Annotated in this window: 17 protein-coding genes and 1 pseudogene; 9 read left to right on the forward strand and 9 right to left on the reverse strand. The window is 58.4% G+C overall.

The window, feature by feature from the left end:
* Positions 1-268 precede the first annotated feature (268 nt).
* Positions 269-1,258 (forward strand): TauD/TfdA family dioxygenase, encoded by a 990-nt coding sequence (locus P9292_RS33140; RefSeq protein ID WP_309963267.1) that lies wholly within the window; start codon positions 269-271, stop codon positions 1,256-1,258.
* A 196-nt stretch (positions 1,259-1,454) separates the two neighbouring features.
* The gene (locus P9292_RS33145; protein WP_309963269.1) at positions 1,455-2,942 is read left to right on the forward strand and encodes a carbohydrate porin; all 1,488 of its coding nucleotides are present in this window, start codon (positions 1,455-1,457) and stop codon (positions 2,940-2,942) included.
* Positions 2,943-3,299: 357 nt separating this feature from the next.
* Here the strand turns inward: P9292_RS33145 and P9292_RS33150 are convergent.
* Positions 3,300-3,529 (reverse strand): annotated as a pseudogene (locus P9292_RS33150) (IS5/IS1182 family transposase); the annotation flags it as partial.
* A gap of 180 nt (positions 3,530-3,709) precedes the next feature.
* Here P9292_RS33150 and P9292_RS33155 point away from each other — a divergent pair.
* Positions 3,710-4,483: a fumarylacetoacetate hydrolase family protein gene (locus P9292_RS33155; RefSeq protein WP_409015275.1), complete on the forward strand. Its 774-nt coding sequence runs from the start codon at positions 3,710-3,712 to the stop codon at positions 4,481-4,483.
* Between the two features lie 688 nt (positions 4,484-5,171).
* Here P9292_RS33155 and P9292_RS33160 read toward each other — a convergent pair.
* Entirely contained in the window at positions 5,172-5,960 is a 789-nt protein-coding gene (locus P9292_RS33160) for a helix-turn-helix domain-containing protein (RefSeq protein WP_309963272.1), read from the reverse strand.
* A 345-nt stretch (positions 5,961-6,305) separates the two neighbouring features.
* Between P9292_RS33160 and P9292_RS33165 the strand changes: the two genes are divergently transcribed.
* The 4 genes from P9292_RS33165 to P9292_RS33180 all read left to right on the forward strand — a co-directional run bounded on the left by P9292_RS33165 (position 6,306) and on the right by P9292_RS33180 (position 9,731).
* A complete protein-coding gene (locus P9292_RS33165; protein ID WP_309963276.1) occupies positions 6,306-7,526 on the forward strand; it encodes a cytochrome P450 in 1,221 nt (406 codons plus the stop codon).
* Between the two features lie 269 nt (positions 7,527-7,795).
* Positions 7,796-8,116: a 2Fe-2S iron-sulfur cluster-binding protein gene (locus P9292_RS33170; RefSeq protein WP_309963278.1), complete on the forward strand. Its 321-nt coding sequence runs from the start codon at positions 7,796-7,798 to the stop codon at positions 8,114-8,116.
* 248 nt (positions 8,117-8,364) lie between these two features.
* The gene (locus tag P9292_RS33175) at positions 8,365-9,141 is read left to right on the forward strand and encodes an SDR family oxidoreductase (RefSeq protein ID WP_309963280.1); all 777 of its coding nucleotides are present in this window, start codon (positions 8,365-8,367) and stop codon (positions 9,139-9,141) included.
* Between the two features lie 200 nt (positions 9,142-9,341).
* A complete protein-coding gene (locus P9292_RS33180; protein ID WP_309963282.1) occupies positions 9,342-9,731 on the forward strand; it encodes a nuclear transport factor 2 family protein in 390 nt (129 codons plus the stop codon).
* 265 nt (positions 9,732-9,996) lie between these two features.
* On the opposite strand, the gene P9292_RS33185 is transcribed toward P9292_RS33180, so the two are convergent.
* Genes P9292_RS33185 through P9292_RS33215 form a run of 7 tightly spaced genes read right to left on the reverse strand, consistent with a single transcriptional unit; the run spans position 9,997 to position 17,730 of the window.
* Positions 9,997-12,180, reverse strand: a complete 2,184-nt coding sequence (locus tag P9292_RS33185; protein ID WP_309963284.1) for an acetate--CoA ligase family protein — start codon at positions 12,178-12,180, stop codon at positions 9,997-9,999.
* A gap of 38 nt (positions 12,181-12,218) precedes the next feature.
* The gene (locus P9292_RS33190; protein WP_309963288.1) at positions 12,219-13,370 is read right to left on the reverse strand and encodes an acyl-CoA dehydrogenase family protein; all 1,152 of its coding nucleotides are present in this window, start codon (positions 13,368-13,370) and stop codon (positions 12,219-12,221) included.
* A 17-nt stretch (positions 13,371-13,387) separates the two neighbouring features.
* Positions 13,388-14,536: an acyl-CoA dehydrogenase family protein gene (locus P9292_RS33195; RefSeq protein WP_309963290.1), complete on the reverse strand. Its 1,149-nt coding sequence runs from the start codon at positions 14,534-14,536 to the stop codon at positions 13,388-13,390.
* Positions 14,537-14,543: 7 nt separating this feature from the next.
* A complete protein-coding gene (locus P9292_RS33200; RefSeq protein WP_309963292.1) occupies positions 14,544-14,951 on the reverse strand; it encodes a Zn-ribbon domain-containing OB-fold protein in 408 nt (135 codons plus the stop codon).
* 2 nt (positions 14,952-14,953) lie between these two features.
* A complete protein-coding gene (locus P9292_RS33205) occupies positions 14,954-16,102 on the reverse strand; it encodes a thiolase domain-containing protein (RefSeq protein WP_309963295.1) in 1,149 nt (382 codons plus the stop codon).
* A 15-nt stretch (positions 16,103-16,117) separates the two neighbouring features.
* Positions 16,118-16,891 carry an SDR family oxidoreductase gene (locus tag P9292_RS33210; protein ID WP_309963297.1) on the reverse strand — a complete coding sequence of 258 codons (774 nt, stop codon included), beginning with the start codon at positions 16,889-16,891 and terminating at the stop codon, positions 16,118-16,120.
* A 38-nt stretch (positions 16,892-16,929) separates the two neighbouring features.
* Positions 16,930-17,730 (reverse strand): enoyl-CoA hydratase-related protein, encoded by an 801-nt coding sequence (locus P9292_RS33215; RefSeq protein WP_309963299.1) that lies wholly within the window; start codon positions 17,728-17,730, stop codon positions 16,930-16,932.
* 163 nt (positions 17,731-17,893) lie between these two features.
* Between P9292_RS33215 and P9292_RS33220 the strand changes: the two genes are divergently transcribed.
* Both P9292_RS33220 and P9292_RS33225 read left to right on the forward strand, forming a co-directional pair.
* Positions 17,894-18,748 carry an enoyl-CoA hydratase-related protein gene (locus P9292_RS33220; RefSeq protein WP_309963301.1) on the forward strand — a complete coding sequence of 285 codons (855 nt, stop codon included), beginning with the start codon at positions 17,894-17,896 and terminating at the stop codon, positions 18,746-18,748.
* Positions 18,748-19,557 carry an enoyl-CoA hydratase/isomerase family protein gene (locus P9292_RS33225; RefSeq protein WP_309963303.1) on the forward strand — a complete coding sequence of 270 codons (810 nt, stop codon included), beginning with the start codon at positions 18,748-18,750 and terminating at the stop codon, positions 19,555-19,557. The genes P9292_RS33220 and P9292_RS33225 overlap by 1 nt, the downstream gene beginning before the upstream one ends.
* The last annotated feature ends 64 nt before the right edge of the window (positions 19,558-19,621 follow it).

Here is a 19,621-nt window from a genome sequence, read left to right on the forward strand (position 1 = left end):
GTCAGCATATTTCCAGTGCGAAAGTGAGGGGCGCACAGTGGTCGCGCTACTCCCAATGGCGTTTCTGGTCTCCAATGCTGCCGGGAGGGCAGGCTGTCGTAGCCAAAACACATTCAATTCCCATCGGTCGTTTCTATTTCGGCATGTAGTCCCACGAGTGCCGCGTCTGGCGGGATCGAAGCTCCGTAACAGCAGTCGTTTTTGTCAACGCGTTTTGACGCTGCGAGTGTGCCGCAGCGGATCAGTTTAGACCTGTGAAGGGGAAAGCATGACTAACAGTATGACTTCTGTAGGATTCACGGTGAAGCCTATGCCAGTAGGTGCCGAGGTAACCGGGCTGGACCTCGAGAAGCCGGTTCCGGACGCCACGCGCGCAGCACTGTATGCGGCCTGGCTTGAACACGGCATTCTGCTATTTCGTGAGGCGGTAAAGACCAACGCCCAGCATCTAGCGCTCAGTCGTTGCTTCGGCGAACTGGAGATGCACCCGATGCCCGAAATCAGGTCGAAGGACGAGCCTTACCTGATTGAACTCGGTGGTTCGCGGCGAACTTCGGCAAGTGCCTATGTATACGATGGTGACCAGCTCCGCGAGGGCCGACTGCCTTGGCATCGCGACACTGCATACACAGTGGAGGTCTGCAAGGGTGCGCTGCTGCGTCTGGTGGAGGTGCCACCAAAGGACGGCGAGACGCTTTTCGCGGACAGCCAGAAGGCTTACGAGCAGTTACCCGAAGCGACGAAGCAGCGGATCGAAAAACTGGAGTACAAGGCAACGCTGCGCATGGGGCCTTTCCAGCAGTCCCGGCCGGGTTCTACCTGGCATAGTGTGCGTCCGCCGACTTCAGGGGAGTTTTCGGGCCCCACGCAGCTGTGGGCGGGGAAAGAGATTATCAATCGGTATCCCTCCGTCGTCCATCCGGTCGTGATCCAGCATCCTGAAACAGGCCGGAAATGCATCTACATCAGTCCGACGTATGTGGATTGCTTCATCGGTATGGACCAGGTGGAAAGCGACGCGTTGCTCGCCGAGCTGGCGGGCTACCTTGCTGATCCCGCGAACGTCTACGCGCATCGCTGGACGCCGAATGACGTGATGCTGTGGGACAACCGTCGCTTCCTGCATGCTGCGATGGGTTTTGATCCACAGTACCACCGGACAGGTTTGCGTACGACCCTGGCTGGTTCGCTCCGGAGTGGGCGATATTTCGCCACGCAGACAGAAGATTTTGTTCCTGCCACGAACATCAACGACTGAAGGCCAGGGCCAGACTTCTCATAGCGTTCGGTCGAGCAGCGTCGGGCATTTCGTCGACCCGATCCATGGGTCGACGATGCATTCAGCTCTCGGCCTTGTTTGTAGGCGAGACGTTGCTTGCGCAACGGACGACTAGGGAAATATCGGCCTGGTCATGAACCTATAAATCTAAAATATTACAAAACGGAGACGTTAGATGTTAGTTAGGATTACGAAAGAAAATAAGAGATTTGGCAGCAATCTGACGGTAATGACTTTAGCGGTTTTAGGTGTCCAAGGTGCCATGGCGGCGAGTCCTGACCCGGCAGAAAGTGCGTCCGGAAATCCTGTGGGAATTGTCCGAACGGTGCCGACGGACGCAGCACCGGCAACGGCTTCTTCCGGCCCGGCATTGATGGCCGAAACCTCGCCTGCACCTGTACCGGCCGTTCCTGTCGCCCCGACGGCCGGAAACGATGACGTCTACAAGAACGTAGGTATCAAAAGTATCTTTGTCGATTTCCCGCCACCGTCTGGAACATTGACGGGGGACAACAGCTTCCGCCGGATGCTCGCGGAGCACGGCATCGGCTACCAGGGGTTCTGGGTAGGTCATGTTGAGGATAACGTACTCGGTGGATCAGCAGGAAGTGGTCCCCCGGCGGGAAAGCAGCGATACGATGGCCAGAGAAACACGTATATCTCGACAGCTAATCTCGCCATCATTGCCGATCTCTCGCGATACGGTATTCCGGATGGGCAGATTGTGGTCGATGGGGTATGGATCCGGACAAACTGGACCGCGGGGACCCCAGACGTACTGACGATGGGGCAGCTCTACTATTACCAGACCCTCTTCAATCGGCGCGTAGAAGCCAAGCTCGGCTACCTTGGCAACGACTTCGAATTCTACGGCCCCTATATCGCGGGAAATATCACAAACGTAATTTTCGGGGCTTCGGGGACAGTGCCGGCGGAGGCTGGCTTGTCAAGCTCATTGGCATCTCGTCCGGGGGCCAATTTCACGTTTCATTTGACTGACGCGATCTACAACAAGTTTGGGGTGCAAGCCTCTTCCAGTCCCGACGGATATGGACAGGAAAATGTGGAGAATCCCTCATCGCTCAAATGGAACGTTAAAAATGCCAGGACGCTGTTAATCAACGAGCTGGGCTATAAGACTGAACCAACAGCCAGCGCTCTGCAAAGCTGGTACCGGGCAGGATATATACATAACAACAGCGCGTTTATCGACTACAAGAACGGCGGTCGTGGAACCGGAGAATACGCCTGGTACCTCATGGGAGACCAGCAGTTGTATCGCTTCTCTGCTTCCTCGCCTTATCGAGGTCTGTTTGCCGGATTCTCGGTCCAGAGGGGTAATTCGCAATTTTCGGCTATCGACAGCACTTATGAGTTGAGATTCTACGCGGTTGGACCGTTTGCGAGCAGACCGCAGGATACCTACTCGTTCATCATCGACAGAAACTCATTCAGCCCGTATGCACAGGCAGCATCAAGCCGTGCCGGTTCCCTGACGCATTCGAGCAGCACGACATTCACTTTAGCGTATAAGGCGAAGGTGTATCGTGGGGTTTATGCGGGCGTCGGGGTTCGTTATACCAACAATCCGACGCCTATCACCTATGCGCCGGACACCGGAAGTGCGCTTGTCGTAACTGCAAACCTTACGTTCCTGTTCTAAAAGGGCATGCAGCTGCAGCGGGATCGCAAGGTCGGCCAGGTTAGCTGCGGTCGCTCAGGGCTGCCCCTGTATCAATCGAAGGACGTACCACGTAGGTGGCCCGGTGCGCGTTGAGGCGGGCACTGGCCACATAGGAGGTCGATAAGACTTGCGGTTTGAGCGTCAGTCGCCGTATAGCGAAAGGGGGTGCGCAACGAACGGGCTGCACTTCGATCCACCTGTGGCTATTTTCGGCCCGGTTGCGAGCTGATCGGTATCGACGGATCTGGGCCAAACGGCGAAGCTCACCATTGCAATGGGCAACCCGGTTATGACGGCGCCGTCGACTCAGAGACGTCTACAAAATGACGCTCGCAATTATCGCCAGCATATGATGCAGCAGGCAACTTTCATGAAGTCCTCGTGGGTGAGCGCACACCGTTTGAAGCGAATGCGCAGTCCGCAGTCGGCGGAAGTTGTGAAGCCATGAAATGGTCGCGCTCCGCGCCCCTTCGTGTCTATGCTCTGCCGTGAGGCTAACCGCGCCGAGCAATTTCTTTGGCGATGCCTGCTGCATGCAACGGACGTCGATGTTTGTCGTGGTCGTATCGGTTTCGTCATGGTCTTTTCGTCGTCGAAAGAACGAAAAGGTTGACAGCATGCGTCGAGCGTCAGCACCCCGTTGTCATTTCGTCAGGTTTTCTAAGACGTGAGGGTTGCGGGTCGCACCGTCGAGATTTCGCTGCCGCGATGCGTTCGAGCATGACTTTTTTTAGGAAGAGGATAATTTGAAACTAGTTCGGTATCAATCTCCGCAAGGACCTCGCTTCGGCGAACTCACGGGAGACTGGATCGTGCCGCTTGAGGGCGCATTTCCTGACCTCCGCCCAGTGCCCAATGCCGGGCAGCTCTCTCTGAGCGATGAGAGGTTGCTTGCCCCGGTGCAGCCCTCGAAGATTGTCGCAGTTGGTCCAAACTATCGTGCGCACCTTGCCGGTCGTCCGTTACCGGCTCGGCCCTTCCTCTGGATCAAGCCACCGTCTACTTGTGCAAATCCAGGCGATCCAATCGTGTTGCCACGTGAATGGCCGGACGCCGTGCCGTTTAATCACGAAAGCGAAATTGCGATTGTGATTGGTCGACAGGCCAGGAATGTAACAATCGATGATGCCGCTGAGTACATCTATGGTTACACCTGTATCAACGATGTCACTGGCGGGACGATGAGTGATAAACCGGCTTTTCGCGCCTCCGCTGCCTTTGTAGACGGCAAGATTTTTGATACGTTCGCCCCGCTGGGCCCGTGGATCAACACGGACTTCGACCCTACCGATGTGCGCATTCAGTGCCGCGTGAACGGTGAACCGCGGCAGGACCATCGGTCTTCCGACATGATCTGGAGTTGCCGTGAGCTGCTGGTTTATATTACTTCCGTGATGACCCTGGAACCGGGCGATGTTGTCGCCACAGGATCGCCTCCTGGAACCGCACCGTTGCATCCCGGTGACGAAGTCGAGATCAATATTGAGGGCCTTGGAGTACTCACGAATCCTGTGCGCTAGGTGCGTTCACGGACCGGATCGCGCACGGGTCTGTCCATCCCGACAGCTCTGTCCCTATCGTCGGCGCCGCGCTTGAGAAACTTGTTGGAAATCCGGCTGACATTCACGGCATTGATTTTCGAGTCGATCGCTGATGCTCTTTGAAGATCCCGGGGTTGCTCAATTTTGCACGAGTGTGGTCGGGAAACGTCATTTGGTGTTCCGCCAGACAAGACGAAAAAATGAGTGAAGGCACAAGACTTGACTCCGATGCGCCACTTTGCGTCGACGCGGCTGAGTCGTTTAACTGGGACGATAGTGCCGACGTTGCGATTGTTGGCTTTGAGGGGGCAGGCGCTTTGGAGTTGACCCCATAACTCAGGACACGCGAGCACCGTTAAGTTAATGATGCTGTGGCTCGCCGGAACTCCCGAGGCGAACGGTATTTCAATGCCCTATGCGGGGGGCGCTCGTTGTAATGGAGCAGCCCCCTGAAACACCGGACACAGCCTCACACCTAAACTAGCGGGTAGGCATAAGACTGTGTTTTTGACTAACACCAGGCAGGAAGTGATGGATGTGTTGACGGGCCCGGAGCGTCGGCGGCGCTGGACGGCGGAGCAAAAACTGGGGATGGTGCGGGAGTGTTGATTTTCACGCAGTCTTAACCCACCTCTGGTGAGTGCCGGAGGTGTACCGTCACGCAGTATCAACGACGGCATCCCGGGCGCTTTCTTTTGCCTGCTGCGGCCTCGCACTGATCTGCCGGAACATTGTGACCGTGACCTGATTGCAGGCGTCCCGTCATATTGTCGGAAGTGCGCCTGCCTGCTACCCCGAACAAGGCGTAGTGTGTCATCTCCTCGATCAGCAGCTTCTTGTCTGGCCGTCTTCTGCCAAACAGAAGATCATCGAATAGTGCCATCGTGAAGAGGGAGCCGAAGGTGATCCGCACAGCGATATCGGTATTAAGTTCCCAACCCATTTCGTCCATTGACGGGCGAGCCGTTTCCACGAGACGTTCGAAGTAGCGAAGCAGTGGAGAGGCGTCACCCAGCAAATGATCGAGTTCGTTCTGATGTGTCTGGATCGCTAGCACGAGTGCCCGCCAGAGTTGCCGGTCGGCGCGCAGCTGATCGTAGAGGGCTTCGATATAGCTGCGCGTGCGTTCGACGGCCCCTTCCATGTCACGCCGCCGCACGACCCAGGTATTTTTGTAATGTTGTTCGAGCATTTCCTCGAACGGTAGAAAGACGGCCTGCTCGAAGAGCATTGCCTTGCCGCCGCCGATATTACGATGGACGAGGTGCGGCAGCACGCCCGCGTGTTCAGCTATGGCGCGGATGCTGGCGCGTCCGTATCCGACGGTCGCGAACAGTTCGCGCGCGCTCTCCATAATAAGATCGCGGACCGCTGCTGTGCTGCGCCTTTTCCGCTTGTGTGGCGTTGTGTCCCCCTCGGTAAGAGGAATCTTTGCCCGCGTTTCTCGCTTGGTCATGGTTGATCTGGTGATGATTGCGTCTGATGGGCGCGGCTTTGCCCCGCGGATATAAGACGATAGCAGGAAGCAACGTCGTCTTGAAATTAGCATGCGGGTTTCTCTGGATATCAAATGAAGGAAGTGAAGCTTGAATATGGCTAGATATCATGTAGTATCTAACTGCAGATGCACGGTCGCCCGATGTGGGCGACCACTCGTCGAGTTCTGAGTCATTGACTTGCAGCAAATACTGCATTTTAGCCCGTTGTAGTGATGTTTCTCGTTGGTGTTGATGTTTGTTATAGATCAGCACTACGAAATAATTGGCTACCGATGCAATCTAAAAATTCAAAGGAGAGTTGTATGACGAAGACGCAGTGTCCTGTTTCCTGGCGGACATACGACCACCTCAAGCTTTCTGCTAGCCCGGACGCGCCGCAGGTCCTCGCCTCACTAAGGGAGCAGTGCCCGGTCGGACGAAGTGAGGAATTTGGCGGCTTTTACGTCCTCACCCGCTATGAGGACTGCGTGGCCGCAGCCTTGGATTCGCGATTCTCTTCATCTAGGGCTCACGGCCCGGGTGTCGGGTTCCCGAACATGGGCACGCTTCATGAAATACTGCCGGTCCCTATGATCAATGATGATGGGCAACGGCATCGTGATTTCCGGATGCCGTTACAGAAGCTGTTTTCGCCGAGATTCGCAGCATCGATGGAAGAGAAAGTCCGGGGTATCTGCGACGATCTGATTGATCGATTTATCGAAAGAGGCACCGCCGATCTATCCGATGAGTTCAGCATTGAATTGCCCTCGGTGCTGATCGGCGAGCTTCTGGATCTGCCCCGCGAGCAACGGCGCGAATGCCAGCGCTGGGCCAGCGCACTGGTCGCCAGGGCTGACCCCGAGGCCATGCAAAACCTGATCCGGCTGACGGAGCATTTGTACACCCTGCGCAGTCAGCATCCTGGTGAAGACATTCCCAGCAAGATGCTCGAATTTTCCATCGAGGGGCGGCCAATCACAAGGCAGGAATGGCGAGGGCTCGTGCTGCTGCTCATTCTGGGTGGCCTGGATACGACGGCGAACGCTGGTGGATACATTTTTGAATTGATCGGGCAGCAGCCTGACTTGCGCCAGTTTCTTCTCGACGACCGGTCGCGCATAGCGGGCGTAGTCAAGGAGTTCATCCGGCTAATCAGCCCCGTGCCTCAGCATGCACGGGGAGTCAAGGAGGATGTCGAGCTGGGAGGGCAGCAATTCCGAAAGGGCGACGTCGTCCTGCTTAACTGGTTGGCAGCTAACCACGATCCCTCCGTGTTCGAAGACCCACATCGGTTCATTCCTGAGCGCGCTGCAGACCGGCATCTGGGGTTCGGACATGGGCCACACCGATGCCTTGGCAGTTATCTTGCGCTGGTTGAGCTAAAGGTCATGATCGAGCAGGTGCTCGAACGTCTGCCCGATTATCAACTTGTTCCAGGGGGGGTGACGCGCTTCTCGAGTCTGAACCGTGGGATGAGTCATCTGCACGTGAACTTCACCCCTAGCCAAAGGCGTCAAGGCGACATGGAAAAGCGGCAGTGATGCATACGCCCATGTAGAGCCTGCAGCGGCCATGCCGCCACGCCGCTATGCCGAGCGTTCAGTGCTGGAGGCAGCGAAAATGGGCTGGGCTGGTCCATCAAGGCGGGGACTCAACAAGCCGCGACGCACCGCCGCGTATCTGCTGGCATCCTGCGATCGGAAAGCGTACGTCGGTTCCCATGGCCGCGCACGTTTGCTTCGTGACGCCTAGGTCGTCGAAACAAGACCCTCTTGACCAACCTATCTTGGTTTTTATTTTTGGATAAGGAATGTTGATACTAACTATTATTGAATATTCCGGCCGCGAGCACAGGCTTTCCTGTTCGCCGGGCGAGACCGTGATGCAGGTAGCCGTTGCAAATGGCGTTAGCGGTATCCTCGGAGATTGCGGGGGCAGTTGTGCCTGTGCGACCTGCCACGCCTATGTTGACCCTGTATGGCTAGATCGGGTGCCAGCCCCTGATGCGAGCGAACGTGACATGCTGGAATGCGCCGTCGACTCGGACGAAAGCAGCCGCCTAACCTGTCAGATTGCGATGACCGACGCGCTTGACGGGCTGATCGTCCGGTTGCCACGTTCGCAGACGTGATCTTTGTGACTTGAAAGCAATGCCGGCCGCGGTCCAGAGAGATCCAGATTTAATAGAAAGTCGTCGGGTACCCCTTTGCCAACCTGCAGACAGGCGAATTCCCGAATGGCCTCCGGCCGCGGCCCGCATTCCATCGACTACTGTATGCGCGGTTTGCAAATGAGCTAGCCGGGTCGGAAATCGTTGGCTATGCCAGTTCGCTTACCTCGCCGGAGTGCCCTCAATTAACTGGAAACTGGGAGCCGTTCGTGACAAATCAAGAAGCGCGGAAAATCCTGATAACGGGAGCATCGAGTGGCATTGGCGCGGCCTTGGTGCGACGCGCGAAGGCACTGGGTTGGCAGGTATTCACCGTTGACCTGCACGACGCCGACTGGTCTGCCGACTTAGGAGACCCGGGCGAACGTGCTACCTTGGCGCAGACTATTTCGGGCCGTTGCCAAACGCTTGACGCAGTGGTGTGTTGTGCTGGGCTGGCACCTCCTGGAGATCCGGCGAAGATCGTCGGCGTCAACTTCTTTGGTGTGACGGAGTTGTTACCGAAACTTCTTCCCCTTCTGCAAACGTCCGGGTCTCCCCGGGCAGTCGTGGTGGGCTCGATCGCTTCTGTGTATCCAACCGATAACGACTTAGTGCGGTTATGTCTCGCTGGGCAAGAGTTGGAGGCTATTGGGCGAGCTGGGAGGACGGATGGGTCACTCGCGTATGCATCGTCAAAACAGGCGCTGGCACACTGGTTGCGGAGAAATGCCGTCTTGCCTGGCTGGGCAGATCGAGGTGTACTTCTGAACGGTATAGCTCCAGGCACGGTTAAAACGGCGATGGCCCTGCCGCTACTATCAACCGTCGAAGGGCGGCAGAAGCTTGCCCGCGCAGCGCCGATAGCTGTGACGGATTATGCCGAACCGGATGACATCGCACCGATACTGGCATTTCTCGCCAGCTCGGAGAATCGTTTCATGGTCGGGCAGATTCCCTTCATCGATGGTGGCTCTCAATTGCTGCGCGAAAACATGGCAGCCTGAGTCGTAACAGAGGAGGCATCTATGATCCAGATTCAATATCCTGTCCCGTCCGCGTGGCTGGACCCTTGTCCTTCGTCTTCGCGAAAGAATAAGCCTGGTGCGGGCTTTTTCGTTCCGCGATCGCTTCTTGAATTCGTCGAACCGCACATTATGGTTACTACGGCTAGCAGACGCCACACTGGATATAAAAGGGGGCAGCGATGCCAACATGTGAGCAGGTAGCCGAAGCAGCGCATCGTTACGCTCAGACCTTGAGTGCGGGAGACCGTGAAGGCTGGCTGAAAGGATTCACGGATTGTGTCGAAGTCATTGAACCTGCCGACTCCGCGCCCCGCAGGGGGCGCTCGATCTTCGCGGGCATCTTTGATGACCTTCGGGCATCGGGCCGGCGCCTTGCACTTAAACCGCTGCGCATCATCGTTAACGGCAATGAAGCCGCGGTGTATATGAGTGTTCGGATTTTTCAACCCGACGGTAACGTTGTCGCCAAGTCCGTTATCGAGATTTTTCAGGTTGCAAATGATGGTCGAATTTCTCGTCTCAGGACCTACATGGATTGCCACACTGGCGGATCGGGACCTCGGCCTTGAGCGGAGACCGGATGTCAGCACGGAGTTGCCCCGTCGAAGCTCTCGGCATACTTTCCCTGGCGGTAAATGGAGTGCGAGAATCGCCGGCAGCAAAACCGTGCACTGAACTCTGCATCAGTGGATGTTCAGTGCTCGATCTCTCGCTGTCGAGGCTGCGACGCGCGTCATGGCGCCCGAACTCCATATACCACTTTCGGGCGTATCGTACTCCTGCCCGGCGCGCAGTGAACGGCATCATTCGAAGGGCGACGATGTGCACTTGTGGCTAACTCTTCCGTGCTATCAGACCGTCCACCACGATGACGCGGGAACCTGCACAGATGAGCGGATTGACATCCAGTTCGGCGACAATGTCACTGTGGTTGGTCGCGAACACTGAGAGCCGAGAGATGATCTCCGCCAGGCGTTGCCGATCAACGGGCTCGCTGCCACGAAATCCATTCAGTGCGGCTTGGCCCTTAAGCCGTCCCAGCATTGCCTCGGCTCGGGCGGGCGACACGGGTGCCACGTCGACGACGGTGTCCCGCATCAGCTCGACGAATACACCGCCAAGCCCGACCACGATCAGTGGACCGAACTGCGGATCGATTTTCGCGCCGACCATGATTTCCAGGCCAGGGGGAATCATGGGTTGTACCAGAACGCCGCCGATGCGTGGCGTCGGCACGACCTTCATCGCGTTGGCGACGACTTCTTCGTAAGCGGTCCTTACGTCGTCTTGCGTCTTCAGGTGAAGCCGGATAACCCCGGCCTCCGTCTTGTGCGGAAGATCCGGGGACTCAACCTTCAGTACCACAGGTAGGCCAACCCGCGCGGCTTGCTCGGCAGCGTCGTCTGCGCTTTGAACCAACGCTTCCTCGACCACGGGAACTCCGTAAGCTGCCAGAATTTCCTTGGTTTCCCGTTCGGTCAATACCGTGTTATCGCTTGCCCCCAGCTTGCCGGCGGCGGCCCGTCGGACGTTTTCGTCTACCCAGGAAGGAACGACATCTGCGCCACCGGAATTACGCAGATCTTCACGTTTGTGCCAGGCTGCGAGCGCCGCGAAGCATCGGTCCATCGAGCGGAAGAGGGCAGTGCCGGGCAGCTGTTCTGCATCCAGCGCACCGGGGCCGTCTTGCCACAGCGGTAGCCAGACAATGCAGACAGGCTTGCGGTGTCGCAATGCCATCTCGTTGAAGAGGGACATGCGCTGTGCGCTAAAGTCCGCAGCGAAGGCGCTCGGGTGAATCAGTGCGCCAAAGTGATCGTCCTGCAACAGCGCGTTTCCCACTGCACCAAGTGAAGATGGATTATTGACGACCTGTGCGGTGACGTCGCATGGGTTGCGCGAAGAACCGAATTCAGGAATGTGTTCATCGAGGATCGCCCGGTTCTCTTCATGAGGTTGGGGAAGGGCGACGCCATGGATTTCCGCCTTGTCTGCTGCCATGATGGAAGCGCCACCCGAGGTGGACGCGACGGCGACACCGTGCGCGCGCGGCCGCGGCGCCTTTGCAAAGAAGGTGGTCGTTTCGACCAGCGCTTCATAATTGTCCACCATGATAACGCCAGACCGTTCAAACGCTGCCTTGTAGGCTGCCTGCGAACCCGCGAGTGAGCCGGTATGAGACAGCGCGGCTTGCGCTCCCTGCTCGCCCGTAGCGATCTTGAATATCACCAACGGTTTGTCGTTTTCCCACGCAATCTGTGCGGCTTCCAGCATGCGGGCGGGCTGTGCCATGCCTTCAAAGAGGCATCCGATGGCACGGCACTCTGGAGCTTCCGCAAGATACGCGACGTAATCGGCGACGTCGACATCGACCGAGTTCCCGGATGTAAGGATATGACTGAACGAAGTGCCCGTCTGCGCCGCTTGCAGCATGGCGATGCCCATCGCACCCGACTGACTTGCAATCCCGACTGCGTGTCCCGCTGGACGGACGGCGAGTTCGATTCCGGGCGCGAAGCTGCCAATCATCCCATCGAAGAAATTAAAGATTCCGATGCAATTGGGGCCGATGATACGTATGTTGTGTTCGCGCGCTATCAGCCGAAGGCGCTGCTGCTGGGCCTGTCGCTCTGCCTTTCCTGTTTCCGCATATCCCGCTGCATAGACGACGACACCGCCTACTCCAGCGTTCGCACATTCGAGCACCAGTGATTCCACGACATCCCGATTGGCCGCGATGAATGCGCAATCCGGTACCTCCGGGAGGTCAGCCACTGACGCGTAGCATCGCTGGCCAAGAATTTCGTCATACTTGGCGTTGACGGCATAGATGGGCTTCTGGAAGGCCGCCAGGTTTTTTAGTGTCCGCTCGCCGAAAGAGCCTGCACGCGGGGAGGCTCCGAGCACGGCAACGCTGCCCGGGGCAAGAACGCGCCTGAGATCGCTGTAGCGATAGACGCCTCGATCGTCGAGAGTCGGAGGCTGAGCGACGACAACCCTTTCGTGTACTTTATTCATGCTGTTGTGAATGTCCGGTCGGTAAGGCGAAGAACTCTTCAGTTCTGCGAGAACAGCGCCTGCTGGCAACGCTGTTGGTGCGCGTCCGCGGTTCCGAACTGTGCGGCCAGCGTAATGGTGCGCTTTAGATACAACCCAAGGTCATGTTCGTCCGTGAAGCCGATAGCACCGTGCAACTGGATAGCGTCGAGCGCAATCCGCGTTGCGGCACTTGCGCAGCGGCTTTTTGCTCGACTAACTGCAAGCCGGCGTTCCGCAACAGACGCGGTCGTTGCAATTGCCTCGAGTGCATCGCCGTAGGCGGCAACGGCGAGTTCGCGCTGGATATAAAGGTCAACGGCGCGGTGCTGCAACGCCTGAAAGCTACCAATTGGCCGATCGAACTGCACTCGGGTGCGCATGAACTCCAGCGTGGTTTCAAGAACGAATCCCATGATGCCGCAGAGTTCTGCACAGGTCATGACGGCCGCTTCGTCAAGAGCTTGCTCCAATGACGACATTGCCGTTTCGCCCCGTGCGAGGAAATGACGAGCCGGCGCCTGATTCAATACCAGGGTGCATTGGGTCACGCCGTCTGCGCGCCGATGGGATTCCACCACCACTCCGGGGGCATTTGCGTCCACGGCGAACAGCCCAATTCCGACACCATCGCTCGCGGTCACGATGAATCCGCCGTCCGCCGGAAAGTCCACGAAACGCTTGCACCCGCTCAGCCGATAGGCGCTTCCGGTATCTTCGGCACGGGTCAGGCAATCGCCGATGCGAAGCAGGTCGTCGCCGCTGGCGCTTTCCTGCCATGCAAGCGAGGCGATCGCCTCGCCAGACGCGATGGCCGGCAACATTTCCGCCGCCGCTTCCTCGTTTTGTCCCAGAGCCACTAGTCGCGCGGCAAGGGCGGCGCGTGTGAGCGGCTCGGAGAGCAAGCCACGCGAGGTCTCTTCGAGGACGGTGCCGAGCGCACCAAAGCCCAGATTCAGGCCACCATGTTCTTCTGGAATTGTAATCGCCAGCCAGCCAAGTTCCGCCATTTCCGCCAGCAGGCGGGCGTCATAACCGGGCGTCAACTCGCGCAGTGCGCGCGTTCGCAGATGGTCCGTGCGGCTCGCAGTGAATTTCTGCGCGCTGTCGCGGACCATCCGGATCTCGTCGTTTTCCAGATCTTGAATATACTGGGTCGCACCCATGGACATAGACTTTCCTGATTACTTCAAGTGGGCAGGTTCAATACGTTCTTGGCGAGAATGTTGCGGTGAATCTGCACCGTGCCGCCATATATGGTGGGCGCTCGCGCTTCGAGGAAAGGTGTCAGCGCGTCAAGGTGGCGGTCATCGATTTCCATTCCCCCTTGCACAAGCGCAGCGTCTCCCCCAATCTCCATCATGAGTTCCCCGATGCGCTGACACGTCTCGGTCGCCCAGATCTTTAGCATGGATGCCTCGAAACCCACGCGTCGGGTCACCTGCAGGTTGCGCGTTGAACGCGTATAGCACGCCGCGAGATCCAGTACGTCGAGCTCAAGCCGCGTATAGCGTTGTCGGAAAGAGGGGTCGTCCATCTTTCCCGCGATCCGCGCCACATCCTTGAGGCGGACGAGTGCCTGCTTGCATTGATGCGCGGAGCCGGACCACAGTCGCTCGAATCCCAACAGCCCGTTAGCGACCTTCCAGCCGTTATTGACGCCTCCGACGACGTGTTCCGCCTTAGCCCGGACATTGTCCAGAAACACTTCGCAAAATTCCTCACCGCCCGAAATGGTGCGGATAGGACGGACCGTCACTCCTCGCTGGTCCATCGGAAACATGACAAAGCTCAGGCCGGCCTGTTTCCGGACGCTCTTGTCGGTGCGCACCAATGCATACATCCAGTTCGCGTCGAGGGCCCCAGTCGACCAGATCTTCTGTCCGTTGATGACATATTCGTCGCCATCCGGTTTCGCTTCGGTGCGCACGCTGGCAAGATCGGATCCCGCATTGGGCTCTGAAAAACCCTGAGCCCAGCGTCGTTCGCCCGACAGAATTTTCGGCAGAAATTCTTGCCGCTGCTCGTCTGTGCCGAAGCCGATGAGAGCAGGTCCCACATTGACGACGCCTTGTGGTGCCACCATAGGTGTCCCAAGCCGCTCGAAGACTTCCAGATATGTCAGGTGCTTGGACGGATCTAGCCCCATGCCCCCGAACTCGACTGGCCAACCGGGCGCGAGCCAGCCCTCGCGGGACATGGCGATATACCAGACACTGGACTTGTCCCAACGTGGCCGGTGGGGCAGGTAGCGGAGTTCCGCTGGACATGCCCGTTCGACGAAGCTTGCGGCAGCCTGCGCAAAATCCTCGTCGCTCATCTCATTCCAGTTTGTCATGCCGGTATCAGGAAAGAATAGGGGTGAACATGGGAATGGCGGTGCCGTCTTCCGAAGCCTTGAATGTGACCTTGACTGGCTGCCCGACAGAAAGGCTGTCGAGGTCGCAGTCAACGATGTTGGTCATCATCGTTGGGCCCTCATCGAGGGTCACATACGCAAGCGCGTACGGCACAGGGCCAACACGCCGGGTCACTGTGTACGTATAAATGGTTCCGCGTCCCGACGTCTCCTTCCACTCGACGCGCGAGGAGTGGCAGAGTGGACAGAAGCTGCGCGGATAATGATGTGCTTTCCCGCAGTCAAGACAGAACCTGACGAGCAGTTTCCCGGCGCTGGCTGCCTCGAAATACGGACGGTTCTCGGGTGTTTGCAGCGGTGCCGAAAGGGGCCGATCCTGATAAAGGGTAGACATGGCTATTCCCGCTCCATGATGAGGGTAGCGCTTCCGTGACGCGTTCCGAGTGAACCGCCGGTCCCCTGTGCCAGCGCGAGTCGGCAACCTGGAACCTGCACCTTCGGATGAGCTTCGCCGCGCAACTGCCGGACGGCTTCAATGACCTTGGTAATTCCGCCGCGGTTGGCTGGGTGGTTATTGCAAAGACCGCCGCCATCGGTGTTGAATGGAAGTCTGCCGGACCCCGAAATCAGCCCGCCGTCGGCGACGAAGCGTCCGGCCTGACCACGCGGGCAGAAGCCCAGGTCCTCCAGTTGCAGGAGTACGGTAATCGTGAAACTGTCATAGATGGACGCATAGTCGATATCGTCGGGCCGTACGGCTGCTTCTTCAAAAGCGCGCGGGCCGGACCATGCGGCACCGGTGGTGGTGAGGTCGACTTGACCTCCATTCTGTCCCCGTGGTGACTCCCCGGCACCAATGACCTTGACGAGCGGTCGACGCAGGTTGCGCGCGATTTCGGGCCGAGTTACTACCAGCGCGCCACCACCGTCACTCACCACGCAGCAGTCAAGCCGATGAAGCGGGTCTGAAATCAGGGGCGAATTGACGACATCCTCCACCGTCACGACCTCGCGAAGCATCGCGTGCTCGTTGTACTGCGCATGATGCGACGCGGCAACCTTTACCCACGCCAGTTGCTCCGCCGTAACACCGTACTCGTGCATGTAGCGCATGGCAGCTAACGCGTACATGTTGGCGGTAACAGGGCCGTAGGGCAGTTCGAAAGACCCCTCGGGCGTCGGAGCTGACGGTCTCGGCTTCTCCGTACGCGGCTTCCCGGCCAATGTGATCAGGGCGACCTCGCACTTGCCCGACGCAATCGCCTGGGCCGCGTGGGACACGTGAATGAGATACGAAGAGCCACCTGTTTCGGTGGAATCGACATGGCGCACTTTGAGCCCCATGTAGTCCACCATCGAGAGAGGACCCATTCCGACGGCGTCACCGCCGCAGAAGTACCCGTCTACGTCTGCGAACGTGAGGCCGGCATCATCGAGGGCGCCACGCGCACACTCCATATGTAATTGCGCGACCGTTTTGTCATCCGCCTTGCGCAGAGGATGTTCCCATGCGCCCGCTATGTATGCTTTTCCTCGAATGCTCAAGTCGTACTCCGAAAGTCAGAAGCCGATGTGCGAACCGCCGTTCACTGACAGATGTTGCCCCGTGATGTGAACGGCGGCCTCTGACAGCAGGAAAGCGACGGAATTGACTGCTTCTTCCGGTTTCAGGAAACGGCCGAGAGGGATGGAGGAGAGGGAGCGTTCGCGGAATTTCTCGCCGCGGATGACTTCCGTCATTTCGGTTTCCACCACACCGTAGCTCACCGTGTTGACCCGGATCCCGTAACGACCCCACTCGCGGGCGGCACTCATCGTGAGGCCAAGGACGCCCGCCTTCGCTGCGCCATAGTTGATTTGCCCGATCGTGCCACGGCGACCGGCGTCCGAGGAGATGTTTACGATCGCTCCCGGATTGGCGTCGCCAGCCTTGTTGCGCTCTATCATTTCCTTGCCGACAGCCTGCAGACAATTGAACACGCCCGTGAGATTGACGTCGATCACCTGCTGCCACTGGTCAGCGGTCATCTTGTCGGTCATCGCTGTGCGCGTGATTCCGGCGTTGTTGAGAAGCCCATGCACCCCTCCGAACTGACCCGCGACCGTCGCGACCGACTTCTCGACGAACTCGCGATCAGTAACACTGCCAACGAGGACCAGGGTGCGTTCCTTTGCGAAACTGCCGCGAAGCTCTTCAGCCGTCTCCGCGTTGCGCTCAATGAGCGCGAGATTGGCGCCGAGATCGTGAAAGAGCTGTGCTGCGCAGCGGCCAATACCTTGACCGGCGCCAGTTACGATGACGGTGCGACTGGAGAAATCAACGAGTTGTTTCATGAGAATGGCTTGATCCGATAAGTTGGTGGAACGGGCCTTCAGTGGCCCTTGAAGTCGGGGCGCCTTTTTTCCAGGAAGGCCGCGGCTGCCTCCCGGTGATCGTCCGTCGCCAGGGTCAATACTTCCAGCGCGATGGACGTGTCGAGCACCTGGTTCAACTGGGCCTTGATCTGTTTGTTGACCGCCAGCTTGGTCCAGGCTACAGCCCAGCGGGGTAGCGCCACCAGTTCCTCTGCTATCGCACGCGCTTCTTTAAGCACCTGCTCGGCTGGAACGGCGTGGTTCACGAGCCGCATTTCCCTGGCTTCCTTGCCATTGACAGCGCGCCCACGCATGAGCATTTCCTTGGCGCAGGATGCGCCGACGAGCAGGGGCCATATCACTGCACCTCCGTCGCCAGCTACCAACCCGACCTTGACGTGCGAATCCGCGATGCGGGCCGTCTCGGACATCACTGTTATGTCGCACATCAATGCCAGCGTCGCGCCGAGGCCCATCGCGTCACCGTTGACTGCGGCGATGATGGGGGGCGTCACCTCCAACATGTTTTGCCAAAGGCGGCGGGTCTGCGCAGGTATGCCCAGCGAGCGCCGGAAGTTTTCCGGTGTCCCCGCACGTTTCGCCATACCCTTCAGGTCGCCTCCCGCAGAGAAAGCCTTTCCCGCGCCAGTCAGGATGATTGCACCGACCCGTTCGTCCCGGTCTAGGTCAAGCCACACCCGTTCCAGCTCGTCATGCAGCGCAATATCCACCGCGTTATATGCGTCCGGTCTGTTGAGTGTGACGGTGGCCACCTTGCCTTCCAGCGTCACTGTCAGATTGCGATAGTTTTCGTACATTGTCGGTGCAGGTATATGAATGACATTCGGATAATACATCGAATGTCATAGCTGTCAATACGGGTTCTCAGCCGTTGACTCAGCGGGACAAGTCGACAAGTATCTTAGCTATAAGGTAGACGTCCGCTTCAGGTTTATAGAACTGCGTTCATATTTTGGAAAAATGGAAGCCAATACTTCAAGCCAGCAGGTGCTCGTCGCGGTTGATCGAGGCGTGGCCCTCGTCACCCTGAACCGGCCAGAGGTTCTCAACGCGGTGACGCGGGATACGATAGACGCGATCCATGATGTCCTGGTGCGTCTCGACGAGGACGACCAGGTCCGCGCCATCGTCGTCACAGGAGCGGGCCGGGCATTTTGCGCGGGGGCCGACCTCAGCGGATCCAGCAAGTGGGCCACGCGGGAAGGGGACCCCGCCAGCGGTGAGAATGTTCCTCTGGACCACTCCTCGAAAATTCCCTTCAGGCTGTTCGACATGAACAAGCCAGTAATCGGTGCAATCAACGGTGCAGCGGTGGGGTTTGGTGCCTCTTTTCTTGCTGCGATGGACGTCCGTCTGATTTCCGACAGTGCGAAGGTTGGCTTCATCTACGCCCGGCGCGGCATTTGTAACGAGTGCTGCTCGAGCTTTTTTCTGCCCCGGGTTGTCGGTATTTCCCGCGCGGTCGAATGGGTGGCGAGTGCCCGGATGCTGACTGCCGCTGAATTGCAGGAAGCAGGATTTACGTCGGCGGTCTGCACGCCAGATGAATTGCTACCGCGGGCCTTGGCGCTCGGACACGAGATCGCATCAAGCACCTCCGCGAGCGCAGTCGCAATCAGTCGGCGGCTTATGTGGCGCATGCTGTCGGCTGACCATCCCGCGCAGGCTGCTGCGCTTGAAGCGCGTGGCCTCACTGGCCTGATGCAGCTAGGCGATCCGCGCGAGGGGGCGCAGTCCTTCGTGCAGAAGCGTGCGCCGGAGTTCAAGAGCTTGCCGAGTCGGGACCTGTCCTTTCTGCGGACCTGGTGGCAGTGATGCCCACGCAGAGTGCTGCGGATTCGGCCGCTTCGTCTGGATTACAGGTTCGCGACGACGGGCGGGTACGAATTGTCTGTATCAATCGCCCGGAACGTAGCAATGCGCTATCCAGCGGGTTGATGATCGAACTCGGTCAGCGCGCACTGGAAGCCGATGAAGACTCATCGGTCGATGTGGTGGTCCTGACGGCAACCGGCACACGCGTGTTTTGTGCGGGGGCCGATCTCAAGGAGATGCGCGAGGGTGACGAGGAAGGCAAAAGATTTCGTCCCCCACGCGCAAGGATTGAACGCAGCGTGTTCGAGATCGTGCACGCGTTGCGCAAACCAGTCCTTGCGGCTCTCAATGGTAGTGCCGTGGGTGGCGGTCTTGAACTCGCACTTGCGTGCGATGTCCGCGTTTCGCATCCGGGCGCGAAATTTGGCTTGCCAGAGGCGAGGATAGGTCTTGGTGCCCATTTCGGGTCGGTGATACTGCCTCGCATCGTGCCACCGGCAGTTGCGTTGGAGATGGTGATGACTGGCGAGCTCGTTGACGCGCAGAGGGCCGCGCAGATCGGGCTCCTTAACCATCTGGTGCAGGCAGATCAAGTGCTCGAAACCACGCTCTGTCTGGCACGAACCATCGCCGCTAACGCGCCGCTGTCGGTACGACGGGTCAAGGCGCTTGCGAAACATGGTGCGGCTTTGCCTGCTGAGGCTGCGCTGGCCTTGGATCCCGGTCCGAGTCCTTATACAAGCTCAGACCGCGTGGAAGGCATCCGCGCCAAGTCGGAAGGGCGGGCGCCAAACTGGACTGGCCAATGATCGCGGCAGCTAGCCTTGAAAAATTTTAACGGTGCGCGCCTTTCACGGCCGTGCGCCTTGCACA

It is taken from the genome of Caballeronia sp. LZ001 (genome assembly GCF_031450875.1).
Lineage (GTDB): Bacteria > Pseudomonadota > Gammaproteobacteria > Burkholderiales > Burkholderiaceae > Caballeronia.